The sequence below is a fragment of the Niallia circulans NBRC 13626 genome, assembly GCF_001591585.1.
GTDB classification, from domain to species: domain Bacteria; phylum Bacillota; class Bacilli; order Bacillales; family Cytobacillaceae; genus Niallia; species Niallia circulans.
The window spans coordinates 74,217-98,761 of record NZ_BCVE01000014.1 but is presented as its reverse complement, the minus strand read 5'-3'; the positions used below and the strand labels follow the sequence as shown (position 1 = coordinate 98,761).

The window sequence follows — 24,545 nt, the reverse complement described above, 5'->3', positions numbered from 1 at the left end:
CCTCCTTACTAAATAAGGAGGTTCTTTCTAGTTTGACATACGAGCTTTTTTACATACAAAAAGGTTGCAGTTAGGGTTATTAAAAAAAGCGCTTCAATGAGCGCATTATACTTAAAATTCAATGAGACCTAAACTAATTTGTAGAGCTTCATCGACTTTTTCCATCATTTCCTCATCAAGATGAGTAATTTTGTCCGTTAGCCTCTGTTTATCTATCGTACGAATTTGTTCTAAAAGAATTACCGAATCTCTTTCAAAACCATATCGCTTCGCATCAATTTCCACATGAGTCGGCAATTTAGCCTTTTGAATCTGAGCTGTAATTGCTGCAATAATGACTGTGGGACTGAACCGATTCCCGATGTCGTTTTGAATGACAAGTACAGGACGGACGCCGCCTTGCTCTGAACCAACAACTGGGGATAGGTCTGCAAAATAAACGTCACCACGTTTGACAATCAAAGGATTACCCTCCGCTTACAAGACGTTCTACTGTATGCTCTGCCTCGTATTCTGCGAGAAAGCTTTCTGATGCAATGGATAAATTTAATTTAGCCATTTCCATATATCCTCGTCTCATCGATTCGCGGATATGTCTCTTTTTCCGTTCGCGAAGATACATTTTCGTTGCTTGATAAATAAATTCACTACGATTAACATTTTCCTGCTTAACGAAGCCGTCCAATTCAGTTAACAAATGCTTTGGTAATTTTATCATGATCTCTGTCGTTGTGCTAGATTCAGACACAAACATACACCTCCACCATCACTACACACCATTTTTAGCTCTGCTTTTTTTAATCATACCACTAATAAGTGTTTCTGCAAAGTCCATTCAGCAATTCTACTGTATTATCCGCCAAAAATTATCCCTTTTATGCATGAAAGAATAGAAAAACGAAAATTATTCACAAAAATAATAGCTGTTCTTCCATATTTTTCATATAAATAGATCTTCAAATGGTATCTATGACCATAATTAATGTATTCAGTCATTTCCTTATCCATTACTTTTATTTGATCTTGAGTTTAAAATATTCATTTGGCAGCAAGATTCCGAAACCACCATTGCTTTGTCTTCCTCTAGATTAAGAAATTTACTGTTTCTGTGACATTTCCATTTTGTTTAAAAATCCGCGGGACTCTTGTAGAAATCATACATGTGACTTCATAATTAATCGTCTCTAGTTTAGCAGCAATTTCATTCACAGAGATTTCAGCATCCCTTTGCTTCCCAATTAACGTTATTTCTGTTCCTGGCTCTAAATAAAACGGCAGCCTTATCATACATTGATCCATGCAAATTCTCCCTACAATCGGCGCTCTTATTCCTTCAGCGAGAACCTCTTGACCTTGCAGTTTACGTAACCATCCGTCTGCATAACCGATTGGTAAAGTCCCTATCCATTCCTCTTCTTTTGCCTCATAAGTCGCTCCATAGCTTACTTTATCGCCCTTGTTTAATTTTTTCACTTGGACTAATTTTGTCCGCAAGGAAAAGGCTTCTTGTAATGGATAAGGTAAATCTTGTTCAATTTCAAGAGAAGGTGTTAATCCATACATCGAAATACCGAAACGCACAGCATTATATTGTAAATCAGGATGCAAAAGACTCGCAGCACTATTACTACAATGTATAATTGCAGGCAGTTTTGTAAAAGAAGAGAGCAATTCCTTAAAGCGTTGAATTTGGCTCTCAAAGTAGGAAGAGTTTTTTTCATCCGCTGTCGCAAAATGAGTAAAAATGCCCTCGACTACAATATTTGGGTGTTTTACCAGCAATTCTTCTACGGATTGAATTTCCAACTCGTTTCTAAACCCAATTCTCCCCATACCTGTATCTAACTTTAAATGAATCGTTAATGAAGCATCCTTATTTAAAAATTGGACAGCTTCTTCTAACCATTCTTTATAATAAACAGTTAAAGTTATTTTATATTTTATCGCTGTCATGACATCTCTCGGTCTACTTGCACCAAGTACAAGAATCGGTGCTGTTATTCCTTGCTTTCTTAAACTGATTGCTTCGTCTAAAAATGCTACAGCCAAGTAATTCGCACCAGACCGTAAAGCAGTTCTGGCAATTTGCAGAGCTCCATGCCCATATCCATTTGCCTTTACTACTGCTATTAACTTATTTTCTGGATGTAATTTTTTTCTTAATTCACCAACATTATATGCAATAGCATCAAGATCAATTTCCACCCATGTATCTCGATAAAAGGTATCTTCTTGATTCAAAATCCACACACGTCCTTTTTAATTAACAAACTTGTTCCTTAAATTATTCTACTGATTGATCCGCTTGTCAATTCTATCCTTATAAGTTTAGCAGAAGAAGTAATTATTCCACATAAAAAAACAGCCCCCTGTAGAAGGCTGCCTGAGTAGTACTTATTTTATTGCCTCTCCTTGTACGGAGCGCGCAACAGTAACTAATTCATCACGAGTTAAGTCACTTGATGCAATCGTATAATCGACGCCTTCAAACGTCCATGATACTTTAGAATCTGTAACTTCTCCAATGGTAAATCCTAAATCCACTGGATCGCCCTTACTAACAATTGGTCCTGCTGTAGCTGGTGCTACTACTGCTTTTTCTTGAATAATCGTATAAGATTTTTCTCCATCATATGTGAGGATTACACGATTCCCGTTTTCAGAAGCCATTTTTTTCTCTTCTACCAAGCTAACTCCTTCTAATGGTTCTTCAGGATATTTCACAGTAAAGTCTTTGTCTTCAATTTCTCCCATAACCGGGATTACCATCTTAGCCGCAGTCATGCTCTTTTGTAAATCAAAGTCCTTTTTATCAAAGGAAACATCAAACTTCACATTAGAAAACTTCACCGTAACCAATGCTACTCCCTCTACATCCTTTACTTTTACACTGACAGGAGAAAGATCCTTCTTACTGAAGGCAATCTCTTGAGTTGGAAGCATTTTATTATTCTGATAGCGTGTTTTTGTTTCAAAAACATAATGCTTATCTGTAGCAGAAAATTTCACCTCTTTATCTTCTTCAATATCCTTCACTAAAGACTCATAGAGATAAGCTTGACTACTATTTTCCGGCCACTCACTTTGAAACTTAAAGGATTTGTTTAAAGCTGGCGTTAATACATAGACGCCTTCTTCATTTTTCAAAATCATCTGGCTCTGATTTTTTGCTGAATTCTTTAAATTCACTCGATAAAAACTTGGGTCCTTATGCCACACTTCCACTTCATAAGTCTGTGGTTCTGTTCCCATCTTGAGAGTCATTTCGGCGTCTGCTTTATACCCCTTTGTCTCGACCTTTTCTTTTAAATCAGTCAGAACATCTTCTTTCGATTTTGTTCCGCAGGCAGTTAACAAAAGCATGACCGTTAGCCCTACAAATAGCAACCAAATCTTCTTGTTCATTTTTTCAACTCCCCTATTCTCATTTCACGTCGAAAGAGAGAAAAATAAGCAAACAGCATTTCTAATAGAAACTCCTCTCCTTCTCTCTTGGAATTGCCTATTAGAAACCGCGAAACCATACTTGTCTCTCCTATTTCTCTATGAATATATGAGACAACCTTCGGGAATATGCTACTTGAAATCATAAGTCTTTTTGTTGATATTTCTTCTGTTTATTTCTCCTTGCCTAAACCAAAAACAGACCCGCTTCAAAAAGCCTGCCATTCCCCCTCCCAAACAAAAGAATAAGAAAAACGATGAAAACCCTCTCGCTCTCCTTATTCCTCAATAATAACTTGGGCAAAGGCATAGTGTTTGCTATGAGTTATAGATAAATGGACTCCTTTTGAAAATGGCTTTACAATACACGGCTTCCCTTTTTCCTCATATCCTATTTCAATATCCAAAAAGCTTAAGTTCGCTCCAATCCCTGTGCCTAGCGCTTTTGAAAATGCTTCTTTTGCTGCAAATCGTCCTGCTAAAAACTCACATTTACGATGCCCAGATAGCTGCTGAAATTTTTCCATTTCCGTATCTGTCAGAATGCGCTTCACAAACTTCGGCTTACTTTGGAGTAAAGATTCGATTCTGTCTATTTCTGTTATATCAATTCCCGTGCCTTTAATCATAAGACAACTCCTTCTATTCTATTCATAGTGAGCATAATATATTGTATCTTTCCCTATTCTTTGGCTATTATGGTAGAAAGAAGCTTTATTTAGGAGGTATTAAATACTGTTGTTTACCAGAAGAGAAAGCTTTAAAGAGTATATTACGTATTATCCTGTCGTTTCCATGATCTTACTTATTCATCTAATTCTCTATTTATTAACCAATCTTCCTATTTTTCCAAATAAATATTTATTAGAAACTATGATGGGTGTTAACCTTTATATAGTAGAAGGAGAATGGTGGCGATTAATCACTCCTATTTTCATCCATGGAGGTTTTGCCCATCTTCTATTTAACAGTTTCAGCATTTTCTTATTCGGACCCGGACTCGAAAGAATACTTGGCAAATTTAAGTTTCTCCTTATCTACTTAGTCACTGGTATCGCAGCAAATATTATCACTCTTCTTATCGAACCACTTACTTATGTCCACTTAGGTTCTAGTGGAGCAATATTTGGTCTATTCGGCTATTATATTAGTCTAGTTGTATTTCGAAAAGACATTATTTCTCAAGGGAACGCCCAAATTATTACGACCATTGCTGTTCTTAGCTTAATCATGACCTTTTTACAGCCAAATATAAATATTGTTGCCCATATTTTTGGATTTCTAACAGGGGTCATCGTCGGAAGTTTATCGGAATCAAAGGGAAAGAAGATACTTACCAGTTATAAAGAAGAATGGTATTATTTACGACAACAGCTCCGCCGCACAAAAAAGCCCGAAGCAAAATCTATTATCATTTGGATTATCATCTTCGGTCTTGCCATTATAGGATTTGTTAGTCAATAATAACCATTATATATATTGCTTTGTCCCAGTCTCTTTCAAAAACAAGATGAGACATAAATAATTTGACCAAATATAACTCCGAACAAGTATACATATATCTTATAAATTCGTATACTTGTTTTGGAGTTTTATTTCAATTTAAGAAAGAATGTGTGTAGTCATCACCCGCAGACTGAATACACTCCGCTTTCCATGGGGGCGAGCCGCTTCGTCTCATATCTCCTGCAGGGTCTCGGACTTTCTCGCAGCTCCCATAGGAGTGTACGTGTATTCAGTTTGCTCCGTTTTATTTTCTTTTGAAAAAAATGATAGACCGAATTGATTTGACTACTAAATTAGAGCTTGTTGGGCTATTTAGCTTTATCCGACACTCACTTAACTTAGCGAATACCATTCATATACCTTTTCTACATCTTCTTTGGTCAGGTCTGTAACTACCCCAGTGGCTCCTCCAGCACCAGAGAGAACAACACCCTGTACAGAAGCAAGCTCTCCTTTTCGCTGCCACCATCCCTCTGTGTAATAAAGGGCTTGAATTCGATTTCGTCTCATCAGGAAAGTTGTTTTATTAAATTGGCGGAAGGATAATGTTAACTGCTTACCTGAAATACGATATCCAGCTGAACGATAATTCCAGTAGCCCCATAATGGTAAAACTAGTAATAACAACAACGATAACGCTCCCCATTCATGAAAAAAGTAAATCATAGCGATAATAACAGGTAATGCTATCCAACTATTTTTAATAATATATCTCCAAATTGATCGTTTGGGCGGCGAATGCAGCTCCTCATTCCATTCATACTCAGGTACCATTTCTTTTAATAAAAGTGGTAATTCCTTTTTCTTTAATAACGGAACGGCAACTACATCAGAAGCTTCTATATCATCAAAAGATCCACCAGCGCTAATAACAGATACACTAACTAATTGAAACGGCTGTCTAAGCATCGCTTCTGTTATTTTAATTGCTTGAATCCGTTTCAGCGGAATAGTAATCTGCTTTTTTTCAATTAGGCCACGTGTAATAATCAAATCATCTTTCGTCTTCGATAATGTAAAATTCGCATATTTTAATATAGTAATGAACCAAGATAAAACCCATAACAATACAAATAAAACAAAAACAACGATAGAAACTAACGCTACACCGCTTGTAATGACTTGTTGAACATGTTTGTAGATTTCCTTATACGGAATTAAATCATCGAATTGTGAAATAAAAGCAAATATTGCCGAGATAATCACACCTACGCCGCCCGAAGTTGACGCCAAAACGACTAATTTTTTAGATGAAATCCGGTAGATTTCTTGTTGAGCAGGTTCTACCTCTTCTATTATTTCGTCCGTTTCAATCTGCTCATTCTTTTTTTGAATAATATATCTTTTTAATTCTTGAGCAACCTTTTTAGAAATAGCGGTAAGTTCGCCTTCAGCTTCAGCACCACCTGCTGTTTCAATTTTTACTTTTACTAAACTAAATGGACGATGAAAAATTCCCTCTGTAAAATCGATACTTTGAATTCGTTCAAAGGGTATGTAGCGTTTCTTTTTTATAAATACACCATACTCGATTCGTAATTCATTTCCCATTACATAAAAGGTGAAAAAGTTCCATGACAAAAATCCGCTAATGAGAATAATCAAAAGTAAGAATGACGCTCCTAGAATTGTATATAATCCCCACTCGGTAGGCTTACCTCCAAGTACAATAATTCCAATAAACGGAAAAATAAACTCTCTTAACCGCTTCAAAATAACGTAAATGATGGACACAGGATGAAGTCTGTTTTGCTTAAACATCTTCTTCTGCCACCTTTGCTTTGCTAGAAATATACTGTCTAATCTCTTCTGCTTCATCCACTTGAAGTACAGGGATTTCGTGTACGGTTGCTGCTGTAGAAATCGACACTGTGGCAAGCTCGTACTTTCTTAATAGAGGTCCTTGCTTCATGTCTACATGCTGCACTCTAATCATTGGAATGAGCGTTCGCTTTATTACAATAACCCCTTGCTGTATTTCAATTTCATCTCCTCTTACTTCATATCTCCATCTTTTCCACTTTAAAGGCGGCAGGATCCCAATTGTAAAAGCCATATGAAAAAGAAGATAAATTATCGTTCCTATACTTATAAGTATGTGCCAATCAAAAAGAATAGCAAACGTAATTACCCCAGCACCAATAACCATCATAATGAGCGAAGATATAACTCCTGTTAAGCGCCAAACAGTGATCCCCTTTTTCGATAACCTATTTTGAGGTATTGTTATCAATTACACTCCTCCTATTTTCTGAATTTTGTCTGTATCTCTTAACTATATACGAAAATACGATAAGGTGGTTTCATATTTTTCTGTCTCTCTATCACTATCCCCGAAATAAAAAACCTCCACGACATTCATGGAGGTTTTTAACACAAAGCTTAACGGTAAGACTTTGATTTATTGTAGCTATTGCCTGATTGACCTTGACGTTTATTGCTGCCATAGCCTTGGCGTTGACGTGGATTATAGTTTTTGCGTCCACCACGGTCATTATTTTTATCATATGGTCTGCGGTCACGTTTCATTGGCAATGGCTTTTCTTCTGTTAATTTAACAGGAGTTGTATCTGGTTCTTTTGTAAGCATCTTTAGAACTGCAGCTACAACAGTAGAAGCATCTTTTTGTTCCAATAAGTCATCCGCAGCATTTCGATAAGAATCTAAATTATTTTCCTCTATAATTTGTGATATTTTTTCCATAACAGCTTTTTGCTGACCTTCTATTGCTTGGTCGACTGTTGGAGGAATCATCTTTTCCATTTTTCGCTTCGTTGTTTTTTCCACAACCTGCAGATAAGATCTTTCACGATACGTAATAAACGTAATAGCTACCCCTTCTTTTCCTGCACGGCCAGTACGTCCGATACGATGTACATAGCTTTCTGGATCTTGAGGAATATCAAAGTTATAAACATGTGTTACACCGGAAATATCAAGTCCACGTGCAGCTACATCTGTTGCCACTAGTACATCAATCGTTCCCTCTTTAAACTTACGAAGAACAGACATACGTTTCGCTTGGCTTAAATCTCCATGAATGCCTTCTGCTGTATAACCACGTAGATTTAATGCTTCAGACAGCTCATCAACACGACGTTTCGTGCGACCGAATATAATAGCTAGCTCTGGAGATTGAATATCCAGCAATCTTGTTAAAATATCAAATTTCGTTTTCTCTTGTGTTTCGATATAATACTGTTCAATCAACGGCACAGTCATTTCTTTTGCTTTCACTTTAACTACTTCTGGATCTTTCATAAAGCGCTCTGCCATTTTTCTAATCGGTCCAGGCATTGTAGCAGAGAATAGTAATGTTTGTCTTTCTGTTGGAATTTTTGAAAGAATTGCTTCAATATCATCAATGAATCCCATGTTTAGCATTTCATCAGCTTCGTCTAATATAACTGTTTGAACATTATCTAATCGAAGTGTTTTACGATTAATATGATCTAATATACGTCCAGGTGTCCCAACAATAATATGCGGGTTTTTCTTCAATGCACGAATTTGGCGATTTATATCCTGTCCGCCGAAAATAGATAATACTCTTGTACGCTTTCCATAACCAATTTTGTATAATTCTTCTGAAACCTGAATAGCTAGCTCTCTTGTCGGAGCAATAATAATCCCTTGAATTACTTCATTCGCTACGTCAATTTTATCAACTAAAGGCACTCCAAAAGCAGCTGTTTTCCCTGTTCCTGTTTGTGCTTGACCAATTAAGTCTTTATTTTGAAGGCTCAATGGAATCGTTTCTGCCTGAATAGGCGTCGCTTCCTCAAACCCCATTCTTTTTAATGCTTTCATTGTAGCAGGACTAATACCTAAATCTTGAAACTTTACCAATATATCCAATCTCCTTCTAGTCATTAAAAAATATCCATAAACAGATGGAATAAATCCATCATGCCAACCATTTGTATGTACCTCATTTTTCTAAATGAAACATATTAAAATGGCATATCGTATTCATCACATTATGCCTTCCCCATACAATTAAAAAGAAATGATGCTCGTTATATATAAATGATGAAAGTTATTGTTGGTTTCAATAGCCTTACAACCTTTATCAGGAGAATGATGAGGGTATATGCAAAATATTTAAGTCTTATTAGTTATGAGATACTATTTAACTTAGTTATAAATAGGAGGAAATTTCAAATGACTTCTATTTATTTTTATAATAGCTCTGTTACCAATTAATGATTAGTCTGTTTCTCCAAAATGAGAATCTTCAAAATTCACGCTCGAAAAAACATGATTTTTTCACGGAGCTTAAAACCAAATCAGCTAATCTAGAAAAGTTAGCCAAATACAAAGAACAATGGTTATTCCCTTCCTAAACAAAAGAATTCATTTTCTCGGAATTCTTCTTCCATTCATTTCTCTCTATTTGACTAATTTATCGTTTACAAAGAGGTTTTTTTCTCTAACATTATGCCCAAAATGTTAAGTTTGTCACCCTACTTTTTAAAATAATATTATCATTAAGATATACGCTTTGCAATAAATTGGGCAGCTGAAAATCTAGGTTTTATACGTGTTTTTACCATTTTTACAATGTAAACGCTTTATGCGGAATAAAGAGCCCCTTACGTTCTTTTATAGCCGTTTTGACACAAAGTGATCTTTTAAGTAAAGACCAAAATTGGCCAAACCTCCCTTCCTTTACTCTTTCCAATCAACCTCAAATCTATACGATTAAATAGGGTTACTTTTAACTTATGAGGGCGCCTTGAGGAATGTTATTATTTCTTGAAATAATGCTTCTCTTTTCTCACAATGACAAATTAAGTGCTTGGATTCCTGCACGTATAAGATCTTCTTATTTTCTGCACGAATTGTATTATACAAATAGGTTGCACTCTTCAATGGGACAATTCCATCCTTCTCCCCTTGGGCAATCAATGTAGGCACTTGAATGTTAGCTAACAATGGTTTTACATATTGCACAAGCTTCCTAAACTGAATGGCAGCGGCTAAAGGAGTACTTTTAATTTTGTTCATATAGCGGATAAATTGCTCATTCTCTCTAATTTTCCCTCGAAAAAAATCAGCACAAATTATTCTTATATCCTTTTGAAGCTGGATTAAGTTTACATAATAGGCTGCTGCACTTAAGAGAATTAATTTCTTAATCGGATACTTTGCTGCTAAATAGCTTGCTATTAATCCACCCATGGAAAAACCAACAACATATACTGTGTCGTGTCTTTTTAATAAATCCTTTAACGCTTCTTCCGCATATTGGATCCACTCATTATATATAATCCCTTTTAATCTTAATTGATCGCCATGCCCAGGAAGTGTTGGAACCATACACTCCCAATTGGTATAGTTCTGGATATATTCAGCTAGTGGTTCTACCTCCATTGGAGAACCTGTAAATCCATGTATACATAAACACGCTGTCATTTACTCCCCCTCCTTTTAGAGATATTTTACACTATAAGAGTAATTCATTTTTTATATACATTTCTTAACTATCCACTCTAAAAAAAGCCGAACCTACAAGGAAAACGTTTTTCGTTTTTCAAATAGGCTGGCCTCCTTCTATTATTGTATTGCCTTAACGATTTCCTCTAACTTCATTCCTCTAGAAGCTTTGACTAAAATTACTGTTTCTTTATTTAGAAAAGGCAGTAAAGTTTCTATTAATGGCTCTTTTTCTTGGAAAGAAAAAACATGATCTTCAGGAAGAACTGTTTTTGCACCTTCTGCAATGAAATTACCCAGCTTTCCATATGTTAAAACGTAATCGACTCCTTCTAAATGCTCTCCCATCTCATAATGAAAAGCTTCTTCTTGGTCTCCTAACTCTAGCATATCTCCAAGAACTGCGATTTTTTGCTTATAACCTGGCAGCTTCTTTAACACATCAATAGCTGCAAGCATAGAAGTAGGACTGGCATTGTATGCATCATTAATAACTTTCACACCTAACTGCCCTTCGACTAACTCCATGCGCATATTTGTCAGTTTTAGCGATTGAAGACCTTTATTCATCTCTTCATAAGGAATTTCAAAATACTCTGCCACTAGCATTGCTGCCAACGCATTTAAAATATTATGATTTCCTAAAACAGGCAATTCAAATGGTTCTGCCGCTTTATTAATTTGAAAAACACTGCCATTTTCAAGTGCCTTTATTTCATATGGGTATAAATCATTGGCAGGATCCATTCCAAAGGTTTTCATATCCAGGTTCCTGTCTTTAACACGGGTTGAAAGAAGAGGTTCATCTCCAAAGTAAACAAATCGTCCTTTCTCCTTCAATCCATTTAAGATTTCTAACTTCGCCTCTGCAATCCCTTCTCTTGATCCGAGATCTTGCATATGAGACTCCCCGATATTCGTAATTACAGCAATATCTGGTTCTGCTAACCGGCTCAAAAAGTCGATTTCTCCACGACTGCTCATGCCCATTTCGAGCACAGCAATATCTGTATTCTCCTCTAAACCAAGTACAGTTAAAGGCAGACCAAGATGATTATTATAATTGCCTTCTGTTTTTTGCACTTTATATTTTAAAGAAAGAAGACTTGTTGTCATATCCTTCGTAGATGTTTTTCCGTTACTTCCTGTTATTCCCACAATTTTAACCTTCAATTGCTGTAAATAGCTTTTAGCAAGCGTTTGAATCGCTGTTAACGAATCGTCCACAAAGATAAGAGGGAGATTCTCAGGCGGATTCGGGACATCCTTTTGCCAAAATGCCGCAGCAGCGCCTTGTTTAATTGCATCTGCGACATATTCATGCCCATCCGTCCTTTCTCCTTTAAAAGGGATGAATAATTGTCCTGCTTCTATTTTTCTCGAATCAATCGTTACCCCGCTAATAAGCACCTCATTATATTGCTCAAAAAAACGAGTACTGCTTGACATTGAAGCAATTTCTGCATATGTACGCTTAATCAAAATAAAACCTCCTTTAAAAATGAGCGGAGACTACTGCCCTTCTCTACTAAAAAACTTTCATTGGATGGAACAAAAGAAGAGGCATTTTTCTCACCTCTCCTTTTATGTTCTTCTTTTTAAATCGTATATTTAATACTTTGCTTTTCAGTGTGTCTTTCCACAGCTAGATCCACTAATTTATTGATCAGTGCATCATATTCTAAACCTGTGTGTTTCCATAATAACGGGAACATACTGAATGGTGTAAATCCAGGCATTGTATTCACTTCGTTAATATAAACTTTTCCTTCTTTTGTCAGAAAGAAATCTGCACGGACTAGGCCAGAACAATCAAGTGCTTTAAATGCTTTAATAGCATCTTCTTTAATCGCTGCATACTCCATATCTGTCACGTCTGCAGGAATAATTAAAGCTGTATCTCCATCTTCATATTTTGCTTTATAATCATAGAAATCTTTTTTCGGAACAATCTCACCAGCTACAGAAACTTCAGGATGGTCGTTTCCTAGTACCCCTACTTCAATTTCTCTTGCTGTTAAGCCTTCTTCTACAATAATCTTGCGGTCAAATTGGAATGCTTCAATAAAGGCTGTTTCTAGCTCTTCTCTTGTTGTACATTTACTTATCCCTACACTTGAACCAAGATTAGCAGGCTTAACAAAACAAGGGAAACCTAATTCTTTTTCTACACGTTCATAGGCTGCATCCTTATCACTTTGCCAGTCACTGCGGATAAAAGAATTGTATTTCACTTGATTTAATCCAGCTACTTCAAAGATGTTTTTCATAATTACTTTATCCATTCCAGCTGAAGAGGCTAGCACACCATTCCCAACATAAGGAAGGTTAAGAAGTTCTAACAATCCTTGTACTGTTCCATCTTCTCCATTTGGTCCATGAAGCAGTGGAAAAATAACATCTAAGGAAGCTTCGTCATTCGCTTGAAAGAGTGTAGTAGAAAGGGCATTCGAGCCGATTTGCTCCTGTGTGTTAAACGCAAGCTCTTTTACATTTTCAACTGGTCCCATTAATTGAGGACCACGAACCCATTCACCGCTCTCTGATATGTAAATTGGGTGAATATCATATTTATCTGTATCTAGTGCTTTAATTACAGCCATTGCTGTTTGCATGCTAACTTTATGTTCAGCTGATTTACCGCCATATAATAATCCCAGTTTCTTTTTCATTATGAGTATACCTCCATTTAATCAATGCACTTGTTTATTCTACCACTAGAATCATACCTTTAAAAATAAAACATGTGAGTCAAATAATAATTTAATCGAAAACACATATTCCTGTAATAGTGCCTATTAATCCTTTTCCATTTTAACTCTTAATACAATATGAAAAAAGGGAAAAATGGAAGCTTATTTATTTAAATATCTCCTAAAGAAAGAAAAAACCACTTTGTGCTTTTCTCTTATCTCGAAGTAACTTGCACTTCTTGAAAAAAGCCCCTCGTTAGTCTTTTTATTTCTGCCTCTACTTCCTTTTCATATTCAACAATAAAGCACGTAGCTGGACCAGCGGATTTTAAAAGATCTACAGAACACTGCACTTCTTCCTCTTGAATCAAATCGCCCTTTAGCTGCCCCAATTCATAAAGAATCCCCTTTGACCCAACAGGCTGAATTCGACATCTATCTACTTTCGCCACTCGGAAAAATACTGCTAAAGGCACTACATTTTCTTCTTGTCGAATCACTTCTTCTCCAACAAGAGGACTGCCTATTACAGCCATTTTTCCATTGATAATAGTGGCATTCTGTGAATCTGCAGTTCTTTTTCCAAGGACTGTGAGTCCTATTGCTGATTCACGGAGAGAAAAATTGCTTTCTGTGCTTCCTGTTATTCCAATTTCCCTCTCTAATCCAAGCTCCTCTATTCCTTTATATATACCTGCCAAAAGGGAAGCCCAAGCATCGTCTCCACAAAAATTCTGCAGGATTACCGAGAACGGTACTCCCCCCGCTGCCATACATTCCATAACCGCTACACGAAAGGAAAAATAGGAAACAATATCATAAGGGACGGAAAGTTGATCGGCTTCTTTCTGCCCAATTCCTCCACTATTATCCGCACTAATAATCAGCTCTTCTTTCTGATTCCACGGTACGACTTGTACATCTCTCACTGCTTGACCACTCTCCACTCTTTAAGAAAAACTGTAAGCCTTGGCATTAACAACTGGGCAATAATGCCGTTCAATACAGCTCCTATCAGCAGTACTGGAACCATCGAAATGTAAAAGCCCTTTCCCATTAGATATAAAAAAGGAAGTGGAAGTATTACACCATTTCCTAACACAAAGAACAATATGGAGATTATGCTATTTCCAGTTTGATAGATTTTTGAAAAAGTAAAAACAAGCAGAAACATTTCTACTGCGATAAAGAGATGAAGCATGCCTAGTGGCAGCCCGCCTAAATATGCAGAAACAAGGTGACCGAGGGCTGCAACTATTCCTCCAGCTAGCCCGCCTAAAAGTGCTCCAGCAATAAGACTTGGAGAACTATCAAGGGCAACACTTCCAATAAAACTTGGTATTTTTATAAAAGCCCCAATAACTGATATAGCAATAAAAATAGCAAGGACATTAATTTTCTTCGCGTTCATTTCGCTCTCCCTTTTTACTTGTTCGAAATACTTTTGCGCTTCGAATATACTCGATATCTGCCACATTGCTTCGGAAATTTATTACCCTCGCCAGTGCAAAAAAGTAATCAGAAAGTCTATTTAAATATTTTAAGGGCATTTCTGGAATGTCTTCCATTGTCTTCATTAATGTCACGACTAAGCGTTCCGCTCTTCTTGTCACCGTTCGTGCAATATGAACAGTAGCTGCCGCTTCTGTCCCTCCAGGCAGGATAAAGCGCTCCAAATCTGGTGTCTCCTCCATAAAATTATCAATTCTGTCCTCTAAATAAGTGATAGCAGATGCTGTTAACTTTAGTTGTCTTCTCGTCGAAATACTAGCTAAATCCCCGCCACAATCAAATAATTCATGCTGGATTTTCTCTAAATCTTCCTTAATATCAGCAAATTGTTCCCCTGTTAATTGCGCAACAATTAGCCCGACAAAAGAATTCAACTCATCGACCGTTCCATAGGCTTCTACTCGAATATCATCCTTTGATACTCTCCCTCCTATAATACTCGTTTCCCCGCTATCACCTGTTTTTGTATAGATACGCATTTTCTCCCCCTCTTTCTGTTTTGTCCTTATTTTTATGCCTATAGGCATTTTGCTGCTTCCTATCATTCGATCGATCACTACTTTAATCGCTCATTTAACCCATACCAAATAACATCTACTCTGTCTGCAGCGGCAGCAATTCGCTGAAAGATCAGCCCTGTGGCATCACGCCACAAGCGATCTCTTCTATCAATCGGAACAACGCCTTTTGTAATATCACTGCCAATTATAAACACGCAGCGATTATTCTCTTCTCTTTCCCATTGAAGCAAAGCTTCCACTAGTTTTTCTATATAATCGACTGTTTGCTCCAATGTTTCTTCCTGCAGACGATTTTTGATCATCCACTCTAGTCCTTCTATCCTATAGAAAGAACCCTTCTCATTATTTGCCATGTTTATTTCCTTTTCATCAAATAGACGGAGAACCTTTCCTTCTGTAAATTCCTGCTCTCTTGCAAATGTTACTGTCCAGCTTTTTTTCCCGTGAAAGCTACCTCCTGTAATAAAGTGCATCTTTCCTTCCTCCTAAAACTTTCTTTGTGGGACCAAATTAACTCGATACCTTCACCAGGAGAAATCGTATAATCCCAAAAATCCCTTTCTGTTACACCATATTTACTAAGCAAGTATCGAATGACACCGCCATGTGTAACTACCGCCATTCTATTATTTCGAGTACTCTGTTTAATTAAGTGATTCCAGCCCCTATCCACTCGCTCTATCAGCTCTGCAAAAGATTCTCCATTTGTTGGAGCATTAGTAAATGGAGCATTTAACCATTTGCAATATTCAGGTAACTCTTTTAATTGTTCGTATGTTTTTCCTTCCCAATCCCCAAAATTTATTTCGCGAAAAGCAGAAACACTGTGCAGAATCTGTTCAGGAAACCAAAATGCTGCTGTCTCTTTCGTCCGCAATAAATCACTTGTACTTATCCAGTCATATTTAGACACTGGCCTTCCTTTTTCATAAAGCATATTTCTTCCCTTTCCACTTAAAGGCGCATCCGTCCAGCCAATATATGCCTTTCGTTCATTTGCAGCCGTTAGCCCATGACGAAGTAATGCAATAACCATAGTGTCGCCCATAGTGCCATTTCCGTCCCTTCTACACTTGCACCTAATAAGTCACCTGTTAATCCACCAAAAGCCTGTTTCATAAATCGGCTGAATAATAAGTAGCAGCCGATGCTCACGAAAAGAAACAAAAAGAATAATGGCAGCCATTTGGGAAACAATAACAAGAAAACTAGCAAAGCAGCTGCAATATATCCACTATAAAAAAACATGCGCTGCCCTTGGACAGACTTTTTAAAGTATGCGCCGAGTCCGTCCCTTTTTGCCTCTTGAACAAATAGTAAGCTCCAGCCCATTACCGCTTTAGAAAAGAATGGCAAGAGCATCACAAAAAAATAGGTGAATTCTTGCATATGTGTCACGATTTCATAGATAAAAAAAAACTTCGTACTCAATAAAAGAATGACAGACAAAACACCAAAGGCACCGACATGAGGATCTTTCATAATTTCTAATCTTTTTTTTGCATCTTGATAAGAAAAATAAGCATCACTTGCATCCATCCAGCCATCTAAATGAAGTCCGCCTGTTAATAAAATCGTACTGATCCAAACAATAAAAGCAACGGCGAGAGCTGTAAATGGAGTATATTCATTTAGCAAAAAGAAAATCCCCATATAAATAAAGCCTTGGAAAAGGCCAAGCAAAGGGAATGTTTTTATACTTTTCTGCAGAAACTCCCCTTCCATCGGCAGCACCTTTCTCACTGGTATTGCCGTAAAGAACTGTATATTTACTAAAAAACCAATACACCATTTTTTCATTGGTCATCACCAGCTTGAAGGATTTCCCATATTTTCTCCCAATCAAGATGTCTCTTCATCTCATCAGCAAGCGTATCAAAGCGTTTATCCTTTTGCTCTCGCATAAACAGTGTTTTTCTTTCTGCCATGCCCTTTTGCAGTCGTATCTGATTTAACCATGTATTACGAAACACATCGTTGTAGAAAAGATGATGCATATAGGTTCCTATCAATTTTCCGTCTTCTCGATAATAACCCTCATCCCTATTATTAAGTAATAGAAACGGACATCTTTCGGCAGAATTCTCATACTCTGTTTTACCTAAATGAATCTCATACCCCTCTATTTTTTCTGAGGATAGCTTTGTAAAGGGATGATAACTACCTTTCACGCGAATTGTTTCTTTTTTCTGTTCAAATACCGTCTTTGCAGGTATAATCCCCAGCCCTTCTATTTCTTCGCCTGCGATTCCAGTATCAGCTCCATACGGATCCAATAAGACAGAACACAGCATTTGATAGCCTCCACATAAACCTATTACTCTGCCGCCTTCTTTATAATAGCGCTTAAGCTGGACATCTAATCCATTCCTTCTCATTTCTCTTAAACCCTCTATCGTACTTTTTGTACCTGGAATAATGACTGCATCTGGCTTTCCTAAATCTTCGCCTTTATCAATCAGACGTATAGTAACATCTTCCTCTAGGAAAAATGGTTCTATATCCGTAAAATTAGACATATAACGATTGTTTACTACTGCTAAATCAAGCACTTCTTTTGAAGTTGCTATTCTTTTCTCCCGTATAGACAAGGAGTCCTCTCCTTCAATCATATGGTTATGAATAAAAGGAAGGACTCCGAGAACAGGGATGCCGGTCTTCTCCTTCAGCCATTGCACACCATCTTCAAAAAGCGTGACATCACCGCGAAATTTATTAATAATAATCCCCTTTACCCTGCTTCGTTCCTCTTCTGAAAATAAGGAGAGGGTACCAACAATACTCGCAAACACACCGCCGCGATCAATATCAGCAACGAGAATAACCGGGATGTCAGCCATTGCTGCCACCTTCATATTTACAAGCTCTCTATCTTTTAAATTTATTTCTACTGGACTTCCCGCCCCTTCCATGATTACCATCTCATAATTCCTTTGCAGGTAATGAAGACTTTTTTGAATAACACGAAGGCCTTCTTCATAAAACTGTTCACGATACCCTCTTCCTGAAAGAGTATTACTTACTTCTCCAAGCAGGACTACTTCTGATTGGAAGTCAGATCTTGGTTTTAGGAGAATTGGATTCATCCAAACTGTTGCCTCTATCTTTGCTGCTTCCGCCTGCACTCCTTGTGCTCTTCCAATTTCTTTTCCATCTACTGTGACATAAGAGTTGTTCGACATATTTTGTGATTTAAATGGCGCTACCTTTATTCCCTCATTTGCTAGCATTCTGCATAAAGCAGTCGCAATCAGACTTTTCCCCACATCAGATGAAGTCCCTTGTATCATCACACCCTTCATTCTTATCCTCCCTTCTTCCGTTGTGCGATTCCGTTTTCTACTAGATATGCCTCATGTGCATGCTGTACGAGAAAATGATGCAGCCGATTTAAAATCCTGCAATATTTCTGTACATCTGGATCGAGAGACGGTTCATATGTAACCTCATTACTAACAAGGATAAGATAACGGCAACTTCGGCTTAGTTCTACTAGATCCTTTTTCAGCTTTCCCTCTATCCCTTCCTGTTGTTTATCTTGGAAAAAAAGTTCATTATTGACCAAAACGGTTAAACAATCGAGCAAAACAACATCCTTTTTTGTAAAGACAGCCGCTAACTCCCCAATATCAACTGGCTTTTCATAGCTATTCCATTTCACCTTTTGTGCCTCTCTGTTTTGTTGGTGTCTGATAATTCTTTCTTCCATTTCAGCATCCGTAATGACAGCAGTAGCGATATAATGCAATTCTGCTCTTTCATCTTGCGCATATTTGATTGCCAATCTCTCAGCAAGCGAAGATTTTCCACTTCTCACGCCACCAGTTACAAAGATGATGGATGATTTTGTTTCCATTTAGTTAACACTCCCCGCAATCGCTGATTCTGTTCTATGCTTTTAATCGCAAACCGCAGCCAGCTTCCTTCTAAACTTGGATAATTATATGTATGTCTTGCAATGATGCCATTGTTTAGCAGGAAAGTAAGGAATTCCTTTTGATCCGTTAACCTTGGTTCCTTTAACAAGTAATAATTAGCAGCAGAGTTGGAGTACGCAAAATATTCATTCTTAAAGAAGGAAAATAGCTTTTTCTTCTCCTCTTCTATATAGCTTTGCGTTTTTTTTAGAAACTCCTCCTGCTCTATTAATAACTCGCCAGCCTTTAAAGCAATTCCATTTATACTCCATTGTGTTTGCAAATGCTGCAGTTGTGCAATTAGTTCTTCTGATGCTAATACGTAGCCTAGGCGTATTCCTGGTATACTGTACATTTTAGTTAAAGAACGTAAAATAATGAGATTTGGGTAATTTTTTAAGAGCGGAAGCATATCCTCATATCCAACTACAAAATCATAGAAAGCTTCATCTAGAATAACGGAACAATCGTTTTGCATACAAATATCCAATAACTCTTCTACTAATTTCTTCGGATAAAATATCCCTGTTGGATTATTAGGATTACATAAAAATACAGCATCAACTTGACGAATATCCTTTTCCAATTTAGCGGGAGACAGCTCCCATCCTGTTTCTGCGAATAAATAATGATGATAGATGTCGCAATTATTAATCCGGCACACTTCTTCATATTCAGAAAAGGCTGGCTGAAGAAGCAATACCTTTTTTCCCGTCAGAATTCTCCCTAATAAGGAAATGATTTCCGCAGCTCCATTTCCAATCAAAAGCTGCTTGGAAGGAATTCCATAGTGGTTTGAAATTTTTTCTTTTAGGCGACTTGCAAAAGGATCTGGATAAAGATGAACGGTCTGAAAAAGGTCATTCCACTTCTTTAATAAAATCGGCGGAGGTCCTAATGGATTAATATTTGCACTAAAATCAATTGCATCCACTGGCATTTCTAAATTTGTCTTTTCATATATATACTGGGGATTAGCTCCATGCATTGGCCAGTTCAAATCCAATTCCTCCTATAAATAAAAAAAGATAGAAGTAAACAACTGCTTTATTAGCAATTTTAGTCGACTCGATAATATGTTTCTTTCCTAAAGGCTGCAGTGCTGTTCCCATTCTAGCCCGATCTGATTTCTGTCCTCGATAATAATTAATCCCACCGAGCTGTATGCCAAGGAGAATAGCAGTTACTGCTTCCCCCCAGCCGCTGTTTGGAGATGGATGCTTCTTCGCATCTTGGAATAGCAGCTTCCAGGCTTCCTTTTTCGAATGGAAAGGAGTACGACTAACCAAAAGCAAAAGCATTGCTGTTATTCGACTCGGCAAGTAGTTAACAATATCATCACATTTCGCAGCATAATACCCGAATTCTCTATATTTATCATTCTTATAACCAACCATGCTGTCACATGTATTAATGGCCCTATATACAAGACTGAAAGGAGCACCACCAATAAATGCCCAAAACAGTGGAGCTGTAATGCCATCACTAGTGTTTTCTGCCACAGTCTCTACCGTTGCCCGGACAATTTCTTTTTCCTCTAACTGCTCTGTATCTCTTCCCACAATATAAGACAGCTTTCTTCTTGCCAGCACTAGATCATTAGCCTGCAATGGTTCATAGACCTCTATCGCAGCATCCTTCAGACTCTTCTGGGCAATGGTTGTGGCGATAAGTAGAGCTTCTATTATTACGCCGATCCACCAATGAAGCTGATAGCTAATATAAACAAGGAAACAGCTAAGCAAAAAGGTAAGCACTAAAACACTCATGAGCATCCATAATCCTTTTAACTGCCGTTTTCTCCCCTTATTTAATCTTTGATCTAAATAGGAAATTAACTTTCCCATCCCTTTCACAGGATGTGGCCAGCTTGGAGGATCCCCAATCAACTTATCTAAAATAATCGCAATGGTAATGCTGATTAAATGACCGATCATTTAGCTGCCAGCCTCCTATCCCTTTTATCTAATGACTTTGTTAAACAGTGATAGACCCCTTCTGCTATACACTTCCCAAGTGAAGTAATCGTACCGGCAAATTCAAGGTATGTTCCTACTTGAGTGGCAGCGACCGATATACTATCTGTTGATGTACCTGTTGCAATAGTTCCTGTTTCCATATCCTTTATTTTCCGATCACGCAAGACGGCTGCTTTTGCTTCGGTAGCAGTAATGACACTTTGCAAAAAGGCTTGCTCTGATAATGTCCCATTGACAAAAATCCAAGTATTAATGGTCCCTGGATGGAACGAGGATGAATGCGCGTTTGTCTTAGCTGCATCGACAGCATTTCCTACTCCACCTGTTACCACAATCATGACAGAGAAATCCCCTTGCTCTAATAACTGATAGGCTGCATCTTCTGTATGAACAGCTGTCATCATTCCGACTGTCTCTTGTGGGCTAAAGCCATTTTGAAGCAAATACTCGTACATGTCTTTCCGGTAATCCTCGCAGCGGTATGTCTTATCTACATGGCGGTTTACAAAGTTTTTATACCAGCCCATCCCAGCACCCGTTACGCCAGATGAAAGCGTGTATAATGGGAAAGGAGCCTTCATTTCTACTCTTTCTGAAGTAACAGTAATTGCCGTTGTATCTATTTGAACTTTCTTTCTCTCTAGCTCTCTTGGCACAAGCGCTATTTGAGAAGCTGGTATGCTTGGATGAAAAGTATTTTTCACATTTGTCTTATAGATTCTTTTCACTCTTTTTTCTTGCAATACATCAGAAGGAGAGGCATCTACTTCTACTTTTCCATCATGTAATAAAAGGAGTCGATCACAATATAATCCTGCCAAGTTTAAATCATGAAAGATACAAACAATTGTTAGGTCTTTTTCTCTGCTCCATTCTCTTAAGCTATCCAATAACTCCTTCTGGTAGGATAGATCCAAATGGTTAGTAGGTTCATCTAACAGAAGGATTTCTGGCTCTTGTGCCAGGGCCTGAGCCAAATAAACACGCTGCTTTTCCCCGCCAGACAATGCATGAATAGACTTGTCTTGAAAAACAAAGACCCCCGTTTGTTTCATTACTCGTGTGATTACTTCTTCATCTTTAGAAGTCCAGGACTGAAACAGCCCCGATTGATGTGCATACCTCCCGAGCGATACAATTTCTCGAACAGTATAGGAAAATGATTCATTCACATGCTGAGAAAGCACGGCGACTACCTTTGCTAATTCTTTTGTTTTATACTGGTCAATGGATGTGCCCTTTATCTCCACCTGTCCCTCTCGCGGGGCTAAAATACCGCTGATAATTTTCATTAGAGTCGTTTTCCCACTGCCATTTGGCCCAAGGATACCAATCATTTCCCCTTTATTCACAGAAAAAGAAATATTCTGTAAAATTTGTTTTGTTTCATATTGAAAAAAGAGATTTCGTACATTCAGCATTATTTTAAACTCCTCTTCCTTCTTCTCAGTAATAATCCTGCAAACACTGGAGCACCAACTATAGCTGTTATGACCCCTATCGGGAGTTCTGTCGGAGAGATAATCGTCCTAGCCAATAAATCAGCCAAAATCATAAAACCACTGCCAGCAAAAAGAGAGACTCCCATTAAATGTCTGTGATCAGGACCTACGATAATCCGGACAAAGTGTGGAATCACAAGACCTATAAATCCGATCGTACCAGATACAGCAACAGCCGCACCTGTTAACATGGAACCAGCCAGCAAAATAACCATTTTTCTTCTCTGTACATGGATCCCTAAATGCTGGGCTCTTTCTTCGCCAAATGCTAAAGCATTTAATTCCTTTCCTTGCGAAAGAAGGAGACCGGAACCAACTACAAAAAAAGGCAGGATAATTTTAATGTATTCCCATCCTCTCATAGAGACACTTCCAAGTAACCAGCCTATAATTTGGCGTAGTTCGTTCCCTGTTAATGCAATCATAAGAGAAATAAATGCACTTAGAAAAGAACCAATAATGATGCCCGTTAAAATAATTGTTTCAACCCGCATGGCAGGGTCCATTTTTTTTGCAAAAAAAACGACAAATAATATCGTCAGAAAGGAGAATAATACACTCATAAATGGCAAAGTCAATCCGCCAAGAAACGGAATGGTAAAGTGGAAAAATAACGTAATAACGGCTCCAACCGATGCTCCAGACGAAACCCCAAGTGTATATGGGTCTGCCAATGGATTTCTTAATAATCCCTGAAATGCAGCTCCCGCTATGGAAAGACTGGCACCGACAAGTCCTGCCAAAAGCACTCTAGGGAGGCGAATATTTTGAACTATATTAACATGCATGGGATCGACATTCGTTAATATGCTTTCTGGTCCAATGTAGCTTGCAAATATTTTTAATACTGATAAAACAGGGACAGAGATCGTTCCAATGGATATTCCCATCACAATCGCAAAAAGGAGAAAAAAAGCGGCATAAACATAAGCCGCTTTTCTTTTATTTAAAAACATCCGGGTACACCGCTTTGGCAACTGCCTCTACTCCATCGACTAAACGAGGACCAGAACGAGTTACTGTGTCAGAATCTACATCTACTATTTGCTTTTCCTTTACTGCATTTATCTTTTCCCAGCCTTTTCTCGAGCTAATTTGCTCGATTGGACTTTTTTCTGAGTAGGCACCATATGTAGTAATAATAACATCCGGATTAGCTGCAATTACTGCCTCTTGATCCACTTGAATCCAGCCTTCCTCAGAAATGATATTATTTGCGCGAATAGTGTCTAACATCTCTTGCATAAATGTCCTTTTACCAGTCGTAAATAAATTTGGTTCCGCGTTTACTTCTATGTAAACTGCCTTTTTATCACTATCGGAAATGGCTGCTGCTTTCTCCTTGATAGCACTTAACTTTTCTTTCATATCAGCAACAAGCTTGTTTGCCTCTTTCTCTGTTCCAGTGGCTTGTCCAATCATGTCCATGCTTTTATAAACATCTTCAAAAGAAGTGGCATCATTCACAACAACAACATCAATGCCCGCATCCCGGATTTGCTGCAAGCCTTCCGTAGAATTATGAGCGCTCGATGCATGTGCTAACACTACATCTGGATTTAGAGAGATTATTTTCTCCACATTAAAATCCATCCCGCCTACCTTCTCTTTTTCTGCCGCTTCTTTTGGATAGTTATCAAAGTCACTAACTCCAACTAACTCCTCCCCTAGCCCAAGCGCAAATATAATTTCCGTATTGCTAGGCATTAAGGAAACTATCTTTTCTGGTTTTTTCTCAATTACAACTTCTTGATCCAATCCATCCTTAATGGTGACAGGGAAGCTAGCCTCTTCTGTAGTAGTAGTTTGTTCTTTATTATGCTTATTTTCTGTCTTCGTTTCTCCGCAACCTGCAAGCACACCTACAACGAGCAGCATCGCTAACAGTATGGAATAAAACTTTTTCATCTAGTTCACCTTCCTAAATAAATATGGGAAAAATAAAAAACATCTCTATCATTGTCCATAGAGATGTTGGGATGTCTTCAAAAATATTTTCAAAGTGCTCCACACCTCCCTATCCTCGTAGGTT

General features: G+C 37.7%; 25 protein-coding genes. 1 reads left to right on the top strand and 24 read right to left on the bottom strand.

The genetic code is table 11. The annotated features are described in order from the left end of the window. Window positions 1-111 precede the first annotated feature (111 nt). The 5 genes from ndoA to acpS form a co-directional block, all read right to left on the bottom strand. Window positions 112-462 carry a type II toxin-antitoxin system endoribonuclease NdoA gene (gene ndoA / locus BCI01S_RS16690; RefSeq protein WP_016201246.1) on the bottom strand — a complete coding sequence of 117 codons (351 nt, stop codon included), beginning with the start codon at window positions 460-462 and terminating at the stop codon, window positions 112-114. A gap of 4 nt (window positions 463-466) precedes the next feature. Then, window positions 467-748 carry a CopG family ribbon-helix-helix protein gene (locus tag BCI01S_RS16685; protein WP_047944180.1) on the bottom strand — a complete coding sequence of 94 codons (282 nt, stop codon included), beginning with the start codon at window positions 746-748 and terminating at the stop codon, window positions 467-469. A 335-nt stretch (window positions 749-1,083) separates the two neighbouring features. Next, window positions 1,084-2,241: an alanine racemase gene (alr, locus tag BCI01S_RS16680; RefSeq protein WP_047944181.1), complete on the bottom strand. Its 1,158-nt coding sequence runs from the start codon at window positions 2,239-2,241 to the stop codon at window positions 1,084-1,086. 153 nt (window positions 2,242-2,394) lie between these two features. Next, window positions 2,395-3,405: a LolA family protein gene (locus BCI01S_RS16675; RefSeq protein WP_047944182.1), complete on the bottom strand. Its 1,011-nt coding sequence runs from the start codon at window positions 3,403-3,405 to the stop codon at window positions 2,395-2,397. Window positions 3,406-3,722: 317 nt separating this feature from the next. Further along, window positions 3,723-4,073, bottom strand: a complete 351-nt coding sequence (gene acpS / locus BCI01S_RS16670; protein WP_047944183.1) for a holo-ACP synthase — start codon at window positions 4,071-4,073, stop codon at window positions 3,723-3,725. 109 nt (window positions 4,074-4,182) lie between these two features. Between acpS and BCI01S_RS16665 the strand changes: the two genes are divergently transcribed. Beyond that, window positions 4,183-4,908 (top strand): rhomboid family intramembrane serine protease, encoded by a 726-nt coding sequence (locus BCI01S_RS16665; RefSeq protein ID WP_047944184.1) that lies wholly within the window; start codon window positions 4,183-4,185, stop codon window positions 4,906-4,908. A 375-nt stretch (window positions 4,909-5,283) separates the two neighbouring features. On the opposite strand, the gene BCI01S_RS16660 is transcribed toward BCI01S_RS16665, so the two are convergent. The 19 genes from BCI01S_RS16660 to BCI01S_RS16570 all read right to left on the bottom strand — a co-directional run bounded on the left by BCI01S_RS16660 (window position 5,284) and on the right by BCI01S_RS16570 (window position 24,421). Continuing rightward, the gene (locus BCI01S_RS16660; protein ID WP_047944185.1) at window positions 5,284-6,711 is read right to left on the bottom strand and encodes a PH domain-containing protein; all 1,428 of its coding nucleotides are present in this window, start codon (window positions 6,709-6,711) and stop codon (window positions 5,284-5,286) included. Then, a complete protein-coding gene (locus tag BCI01S_RS16655) occupies window positions 6,704-7,183 on the bottom strand; it encodes a PH domain-containing protein (protein ID WP_047944186.1) in 480 nt (159 codons plus the stop codon). The genes BCI01S_RS16660 and BCI01S_RS16655 overlap by 8 nt, the downstream gene beginning before the upstream one ends. Window positions 7,184-7,332: 149 nt before the next feature. Next, window positions 7,333-8,799, bottom strand: coding sequence for a degradosome RNA helicase CshA (gene cshA, locus BCI01S_RS16650; protein WP_047944187.1), 1,467 nt, complete (start codon window positions 8,797-8,799; stop codon window positions 7,333-7,335). 876 nt (window positions 8,800-9,675) lie between these two features. Continuing rightward, on the bottom strand, window positions 9,676-10,368 hold the full coding sequence (locus BCI01S_RS16645) for an alpha/beta hydrolase (protein ID WP_047944188.1): 693 nt from the start codon (window positions 10,366-10,368) through the stop codon (window positions 9,676-9,678). A 141-nt stretch (window positions 10,369-10,509) separates the two neighbouring features. After that, window positions 10,510-11,871 (bottom strand): UDP-N-acetylmuramoyl-tripeptide--D-alanyl-D-alanine ligase, encoded by a 1,362-nt coding sequence (locus tag BCI01S_RS16640; RefSeq protein ID WP_053215785.1) that lies wholly within the window; start codon window positions 11,869-11,871, stop codon window positions 10,510-10,512. 116 nt (window positions 11,872-11,987) lie between these two features. Further along, window positions 11,988-13,061, bottom strand: coding sequence for a D-alanine--D-alanine ligase (locus BCI01S_RS16635; protein WP_047944189.1), 1,074 nt, complete (start codon window positions 13,059-13,061; stop codon window positions 11,988-11,990). A 236-nt stretch (window positions 13,062-13,297) separates the two neighbouring features. Further along, a complete protein-coding gene (locus BCI01S_RS16630) occupies window positions 13,298-14,011 on the bottom strand; it encodes a hypothetical protein (RefSeq protein WP_047944190.1) in 714 nt (237 codons plus the stop codon). Continuing rightward, complete coding sequence (locus BCI01S_RS16625) at window positions 14,008-14,493, bottom strand: ECF transporter S component (protein ID WP_047944191.1); 486 nt, start codon at window positions 14,491-14,493, stop codon at window positions 14,008-14,010. Before BCI01S_RS16625 ends, BCI01S_RS16630 begins: the two co-directional genes overlap by 4 nt. Next, the gene (locus BCI01S_RS16620; RefSeq protein WP_047944231.1) at window positions 14,474-15,073 is read right to left on the bottom strand and encodes a cob(I)yrinic acid a,c-diamide adenosyltransferase; all 600 of its coding nucleotides are present in this window, start codon (window positions 15,071-15,073) and stop codon (window positions 14,474-14,476) included. Before BCI01S_RS16620 ends, BCI01S_RS16625 begins: the two co-directional genes overlap by 20 nt. 77 nt (window positions 15,074-15,150) lie before the next feature. Beyond that, window positions 15,151-15,588, bottom strand: a complete 438-nt coding sequence (locus BCI01S_RS16615) for a bifunctional adenosylcobinamide kinase/adenosylcobinamide-phosphate guanylyltransferase (protein WP_061800165.1) — start codon at window positions 15,586-15,588, stop codon at window positions 15,151-15,153. Next, entirely contained in the window at window positions 15,537-16,163 is a 627-nt protein-coding gene (locus tag BCI01S_RS16610; RefSeq protein WP_047944193.1) for a histidine phosphatase family protein, read from the bottom strand. The genes BCI01S_RS16615 and BCI01S_RS16610 overlap by 52 nt, the downstream gene beginning before the upstream one ends. Further along, complete coding sequence (gene cobS / locus BCI01S_RS16605) at window positions 16,121-16,915, bottom strand: adenosylcobinamide-GDP ribazoletransferase (protein WP_047944194.1); 795 nt, start codon at window positions 16,913-16,915, stop codon at window positions 16,121-16,123. Before cobS ends, BCI01S_RS16610 begins: the two co-directional genes overlap by 43 nt. Then, window positions 16,912-18,417, bottom strand: coding sequence for a cobyric acid synthase (locus BCI01S_RS16600; protein WP_047944195.1), 1,506 nt, complete (start codon window positions 18,415-18,417; stop codon window positions 16,912-16,914). Before BCI01S_RS16600 ends, cobS begins: the two co-directional genes overlap by 4 nt. Window positions 18,418-18,419: 2 nt before the next feature. Continuing rightward, a complete protein-coding gene (locus tag BCI01S_RS16595; RefSeq protein ID WP_047944196.1) occupies window positions 18,420-18,971 on the bottom strand; it encodes a bifunctional adenosylcobinamide kinase/adenosylcobinamide-phosphate guanylyltransferase in 552 nt (183 codons plus the stop codon). Next, window positions 18,941-20,032 carry a pyridoxal phosphate-dependent aminotransferase gene (locus BCI01S_RS16590; protein WP_047944197.1) on the bottom strand — a complete coding sequence of 364 codons (1,092 nt, stop codon included), beginning with the start codon at window positions 20,030-20,032 and terminating at the stop codon, window positions 18,941-18,943. Before BCI01S_RS16590 ends, BCI01S_RS16595 begins: the two co-directional genes overlap by 31 nt. Continuing rightward, complete coding sequence (gene cbiB / locus BCI01S_RS16585; RefSeq protein WP_061800158.1) at window positions 20,007-20,969, bottom strand: adenosylcobinamide-phosphate synthase CbiB; 963 nt, start codon at window positions 20,967-20,969, stop codon at window positions 20,007-20,009. The genes BCI01S_RS16590 and cbiB overlap by 26 nt, the downstream gene beginning before the upstream one ends. Beyond that, window positions 20,966-22,432: an adenosylcobinamide amidohydrolase gene (locus BCI01S_RS16580; protein ID WP_061800152.1), complete on the bottom strand. Its 1,467-nt coding sequence runs from the start codon at window positions 22,430-22,432 to the stop codon at window positions 20,966-20,968. Before BCI01S_RS16580 ends, cbiB begins: the two co-directional genes overlap by 4 nt. Then, window positions 22,432-23,469, bottom strand: a complete 1,038-nt coding sequence (locus BCI01S_RS16575; protein WP_172865823.1) for a FecCD family ABC transporter permease — start codon at window positions 23,467-23,469, stop codon at window positions 22,432-22,434. Before BCI01S_RS16575 ends, BCI01S_RS16580 begins: the two co-directional genes overlap by 1 nt. Then, on the bottom strand, window positions 23,456-24,421 hold the full coding sequence (locus BCI01S_RS16570; RefSeq protein WP_047944201.1) for an ABC transporter substrate-binding protein: 966 nt from the start codon (window positions 24,419-24,421) through the stop codon (window positions 23,456-23,458). Before BCI01S_RS16570 ends, BCI01S_RS16575 begins: the two co-directional genes overlap by 14 nt. Between the last annotated feature and the right edge of the window lie 124 nt (window positions 24,422-24,545).

What these genes read in the sequence shown, in the direction of transcription:
- BCI01S_RS16570 (WP_047944201.1), bottom strand. Translation starts at nt 24,421, where the DNA reads ATGAAAAAGTTTTATTCCATACTGTTAGCGATGCTGCTCGTTGTAGGT.
- cobS (WP_047944194.1), bottom strand. Translation starts at nt 16,915, where the DNA reads ATGAAAAAATGGTGTATTGGTTTTTTAGTAAATATACAGTTCTTTACG.
- BCI01S_RS16675 (WP_047944182.1), bottom strand. Translation starts at nt 3,405, where the DNA reads ATGAACAAGAAGATTTGGTTGCTATTTGTAGGGCTAACGGTCATGCTT.
- BCI01S_RS16610 (WP_047944193.1), bottom strand. Translation starts at nt 16,163, where the DNA reads ATGGGCGACACTATGGTTATTGCATTACTTCGTCATGGGCTAACGGCT.
- BCI01S_RS16620 (WP_047944231.1), bottom strand. Translation starts at nt 15,073, where the DNA reads ATGCGTATCTATACAAAAACAGGTGATAGCGGGGAAACGAGTATTATA.
- BCI01S_RS16645 (WP_047944188.1), bottom strand. Translation starts at nt 10,368, where the DNA reads ATGACAGCGTGTTTATGTATACATGGATTTACAGGTTCTCCAATGGAG.
- BCI01S_RS16625 (WP_047944191.1), bottom strand. Translation starts at nt 14,493, where the DNA reads ATGAACGCGAAGAAAATTAATGTCCTTGCTATTTTTATTGCTATATCA.
- acpS (WP_047944183.1), bottom strand. Translation starts at nt 4,073, where the DNA reads ATGATTAAAGGCACGGGAATTGATATAACAGAAATAGACAGAATCGAA.
- cbiB (WP_061800158.1), bottom strand. Translation starts at nt 20,969, where the DNA reads ATGATCGGTCATTTAATCAGCATTACCATTGCGATTATTTTAGATAAG.
- BCI01S_RS16600 (WP_047944195.1), bottom strand. Translation starts at nt 18,417, where the DNA reads ATGAAGGGTGTGATGATACAAGGGACTTCATCTGATGTGGGGAAAAGT.
- BCI01S_RS16580 (WP_061800152.1), bottom strand. Translation starts at nt 22,432, where the DNA reads ATGCTGAATGTACGAAATCTCTTTTTTCAATATGAAACAAAACAAATT.
- BCI01S_RS16615 (WP_061800165.1), bottom strand. Translation starts at nt 15,588, where the DNA reads ATGCACTTTATTACAGGAGGTAGCTTTCACGGGAAAAAAAGCTGGACA.
- BCI01S_RS16660 (WP_047944185.1), bottom strand. Translation starts at nt 6,711, where the DNA reads ATGTTTAAGCAAAACAGACTTCATCCTGTGTCCATCATTTACGTTATT.
- BCI01S_RS16635 (WP_047944189.1), bottom strand. Translation starts at nt 13,061, where the DNA reads ATGAAAAAGAAACTGGGATTATTATATGGCGGTAAATCAGCTGAACAT.
- BCI01S_RS16575 (WP_172865823.1), bottom strand. Translation starts at nt 23,469, where the DNA reads ATGTTTTTAAATAAAAGAAAAGCGGCTTATGTTTATGCCGCTTTTTTT.
- BCI01S_RS16595 (WP_047944196.1), bottom strand. Translation starts at nt 18,971, where the DNA reads ATGGAAACAAAATCATCCATCATCTTTGTAACTGGTGGCGTGAGAAGT.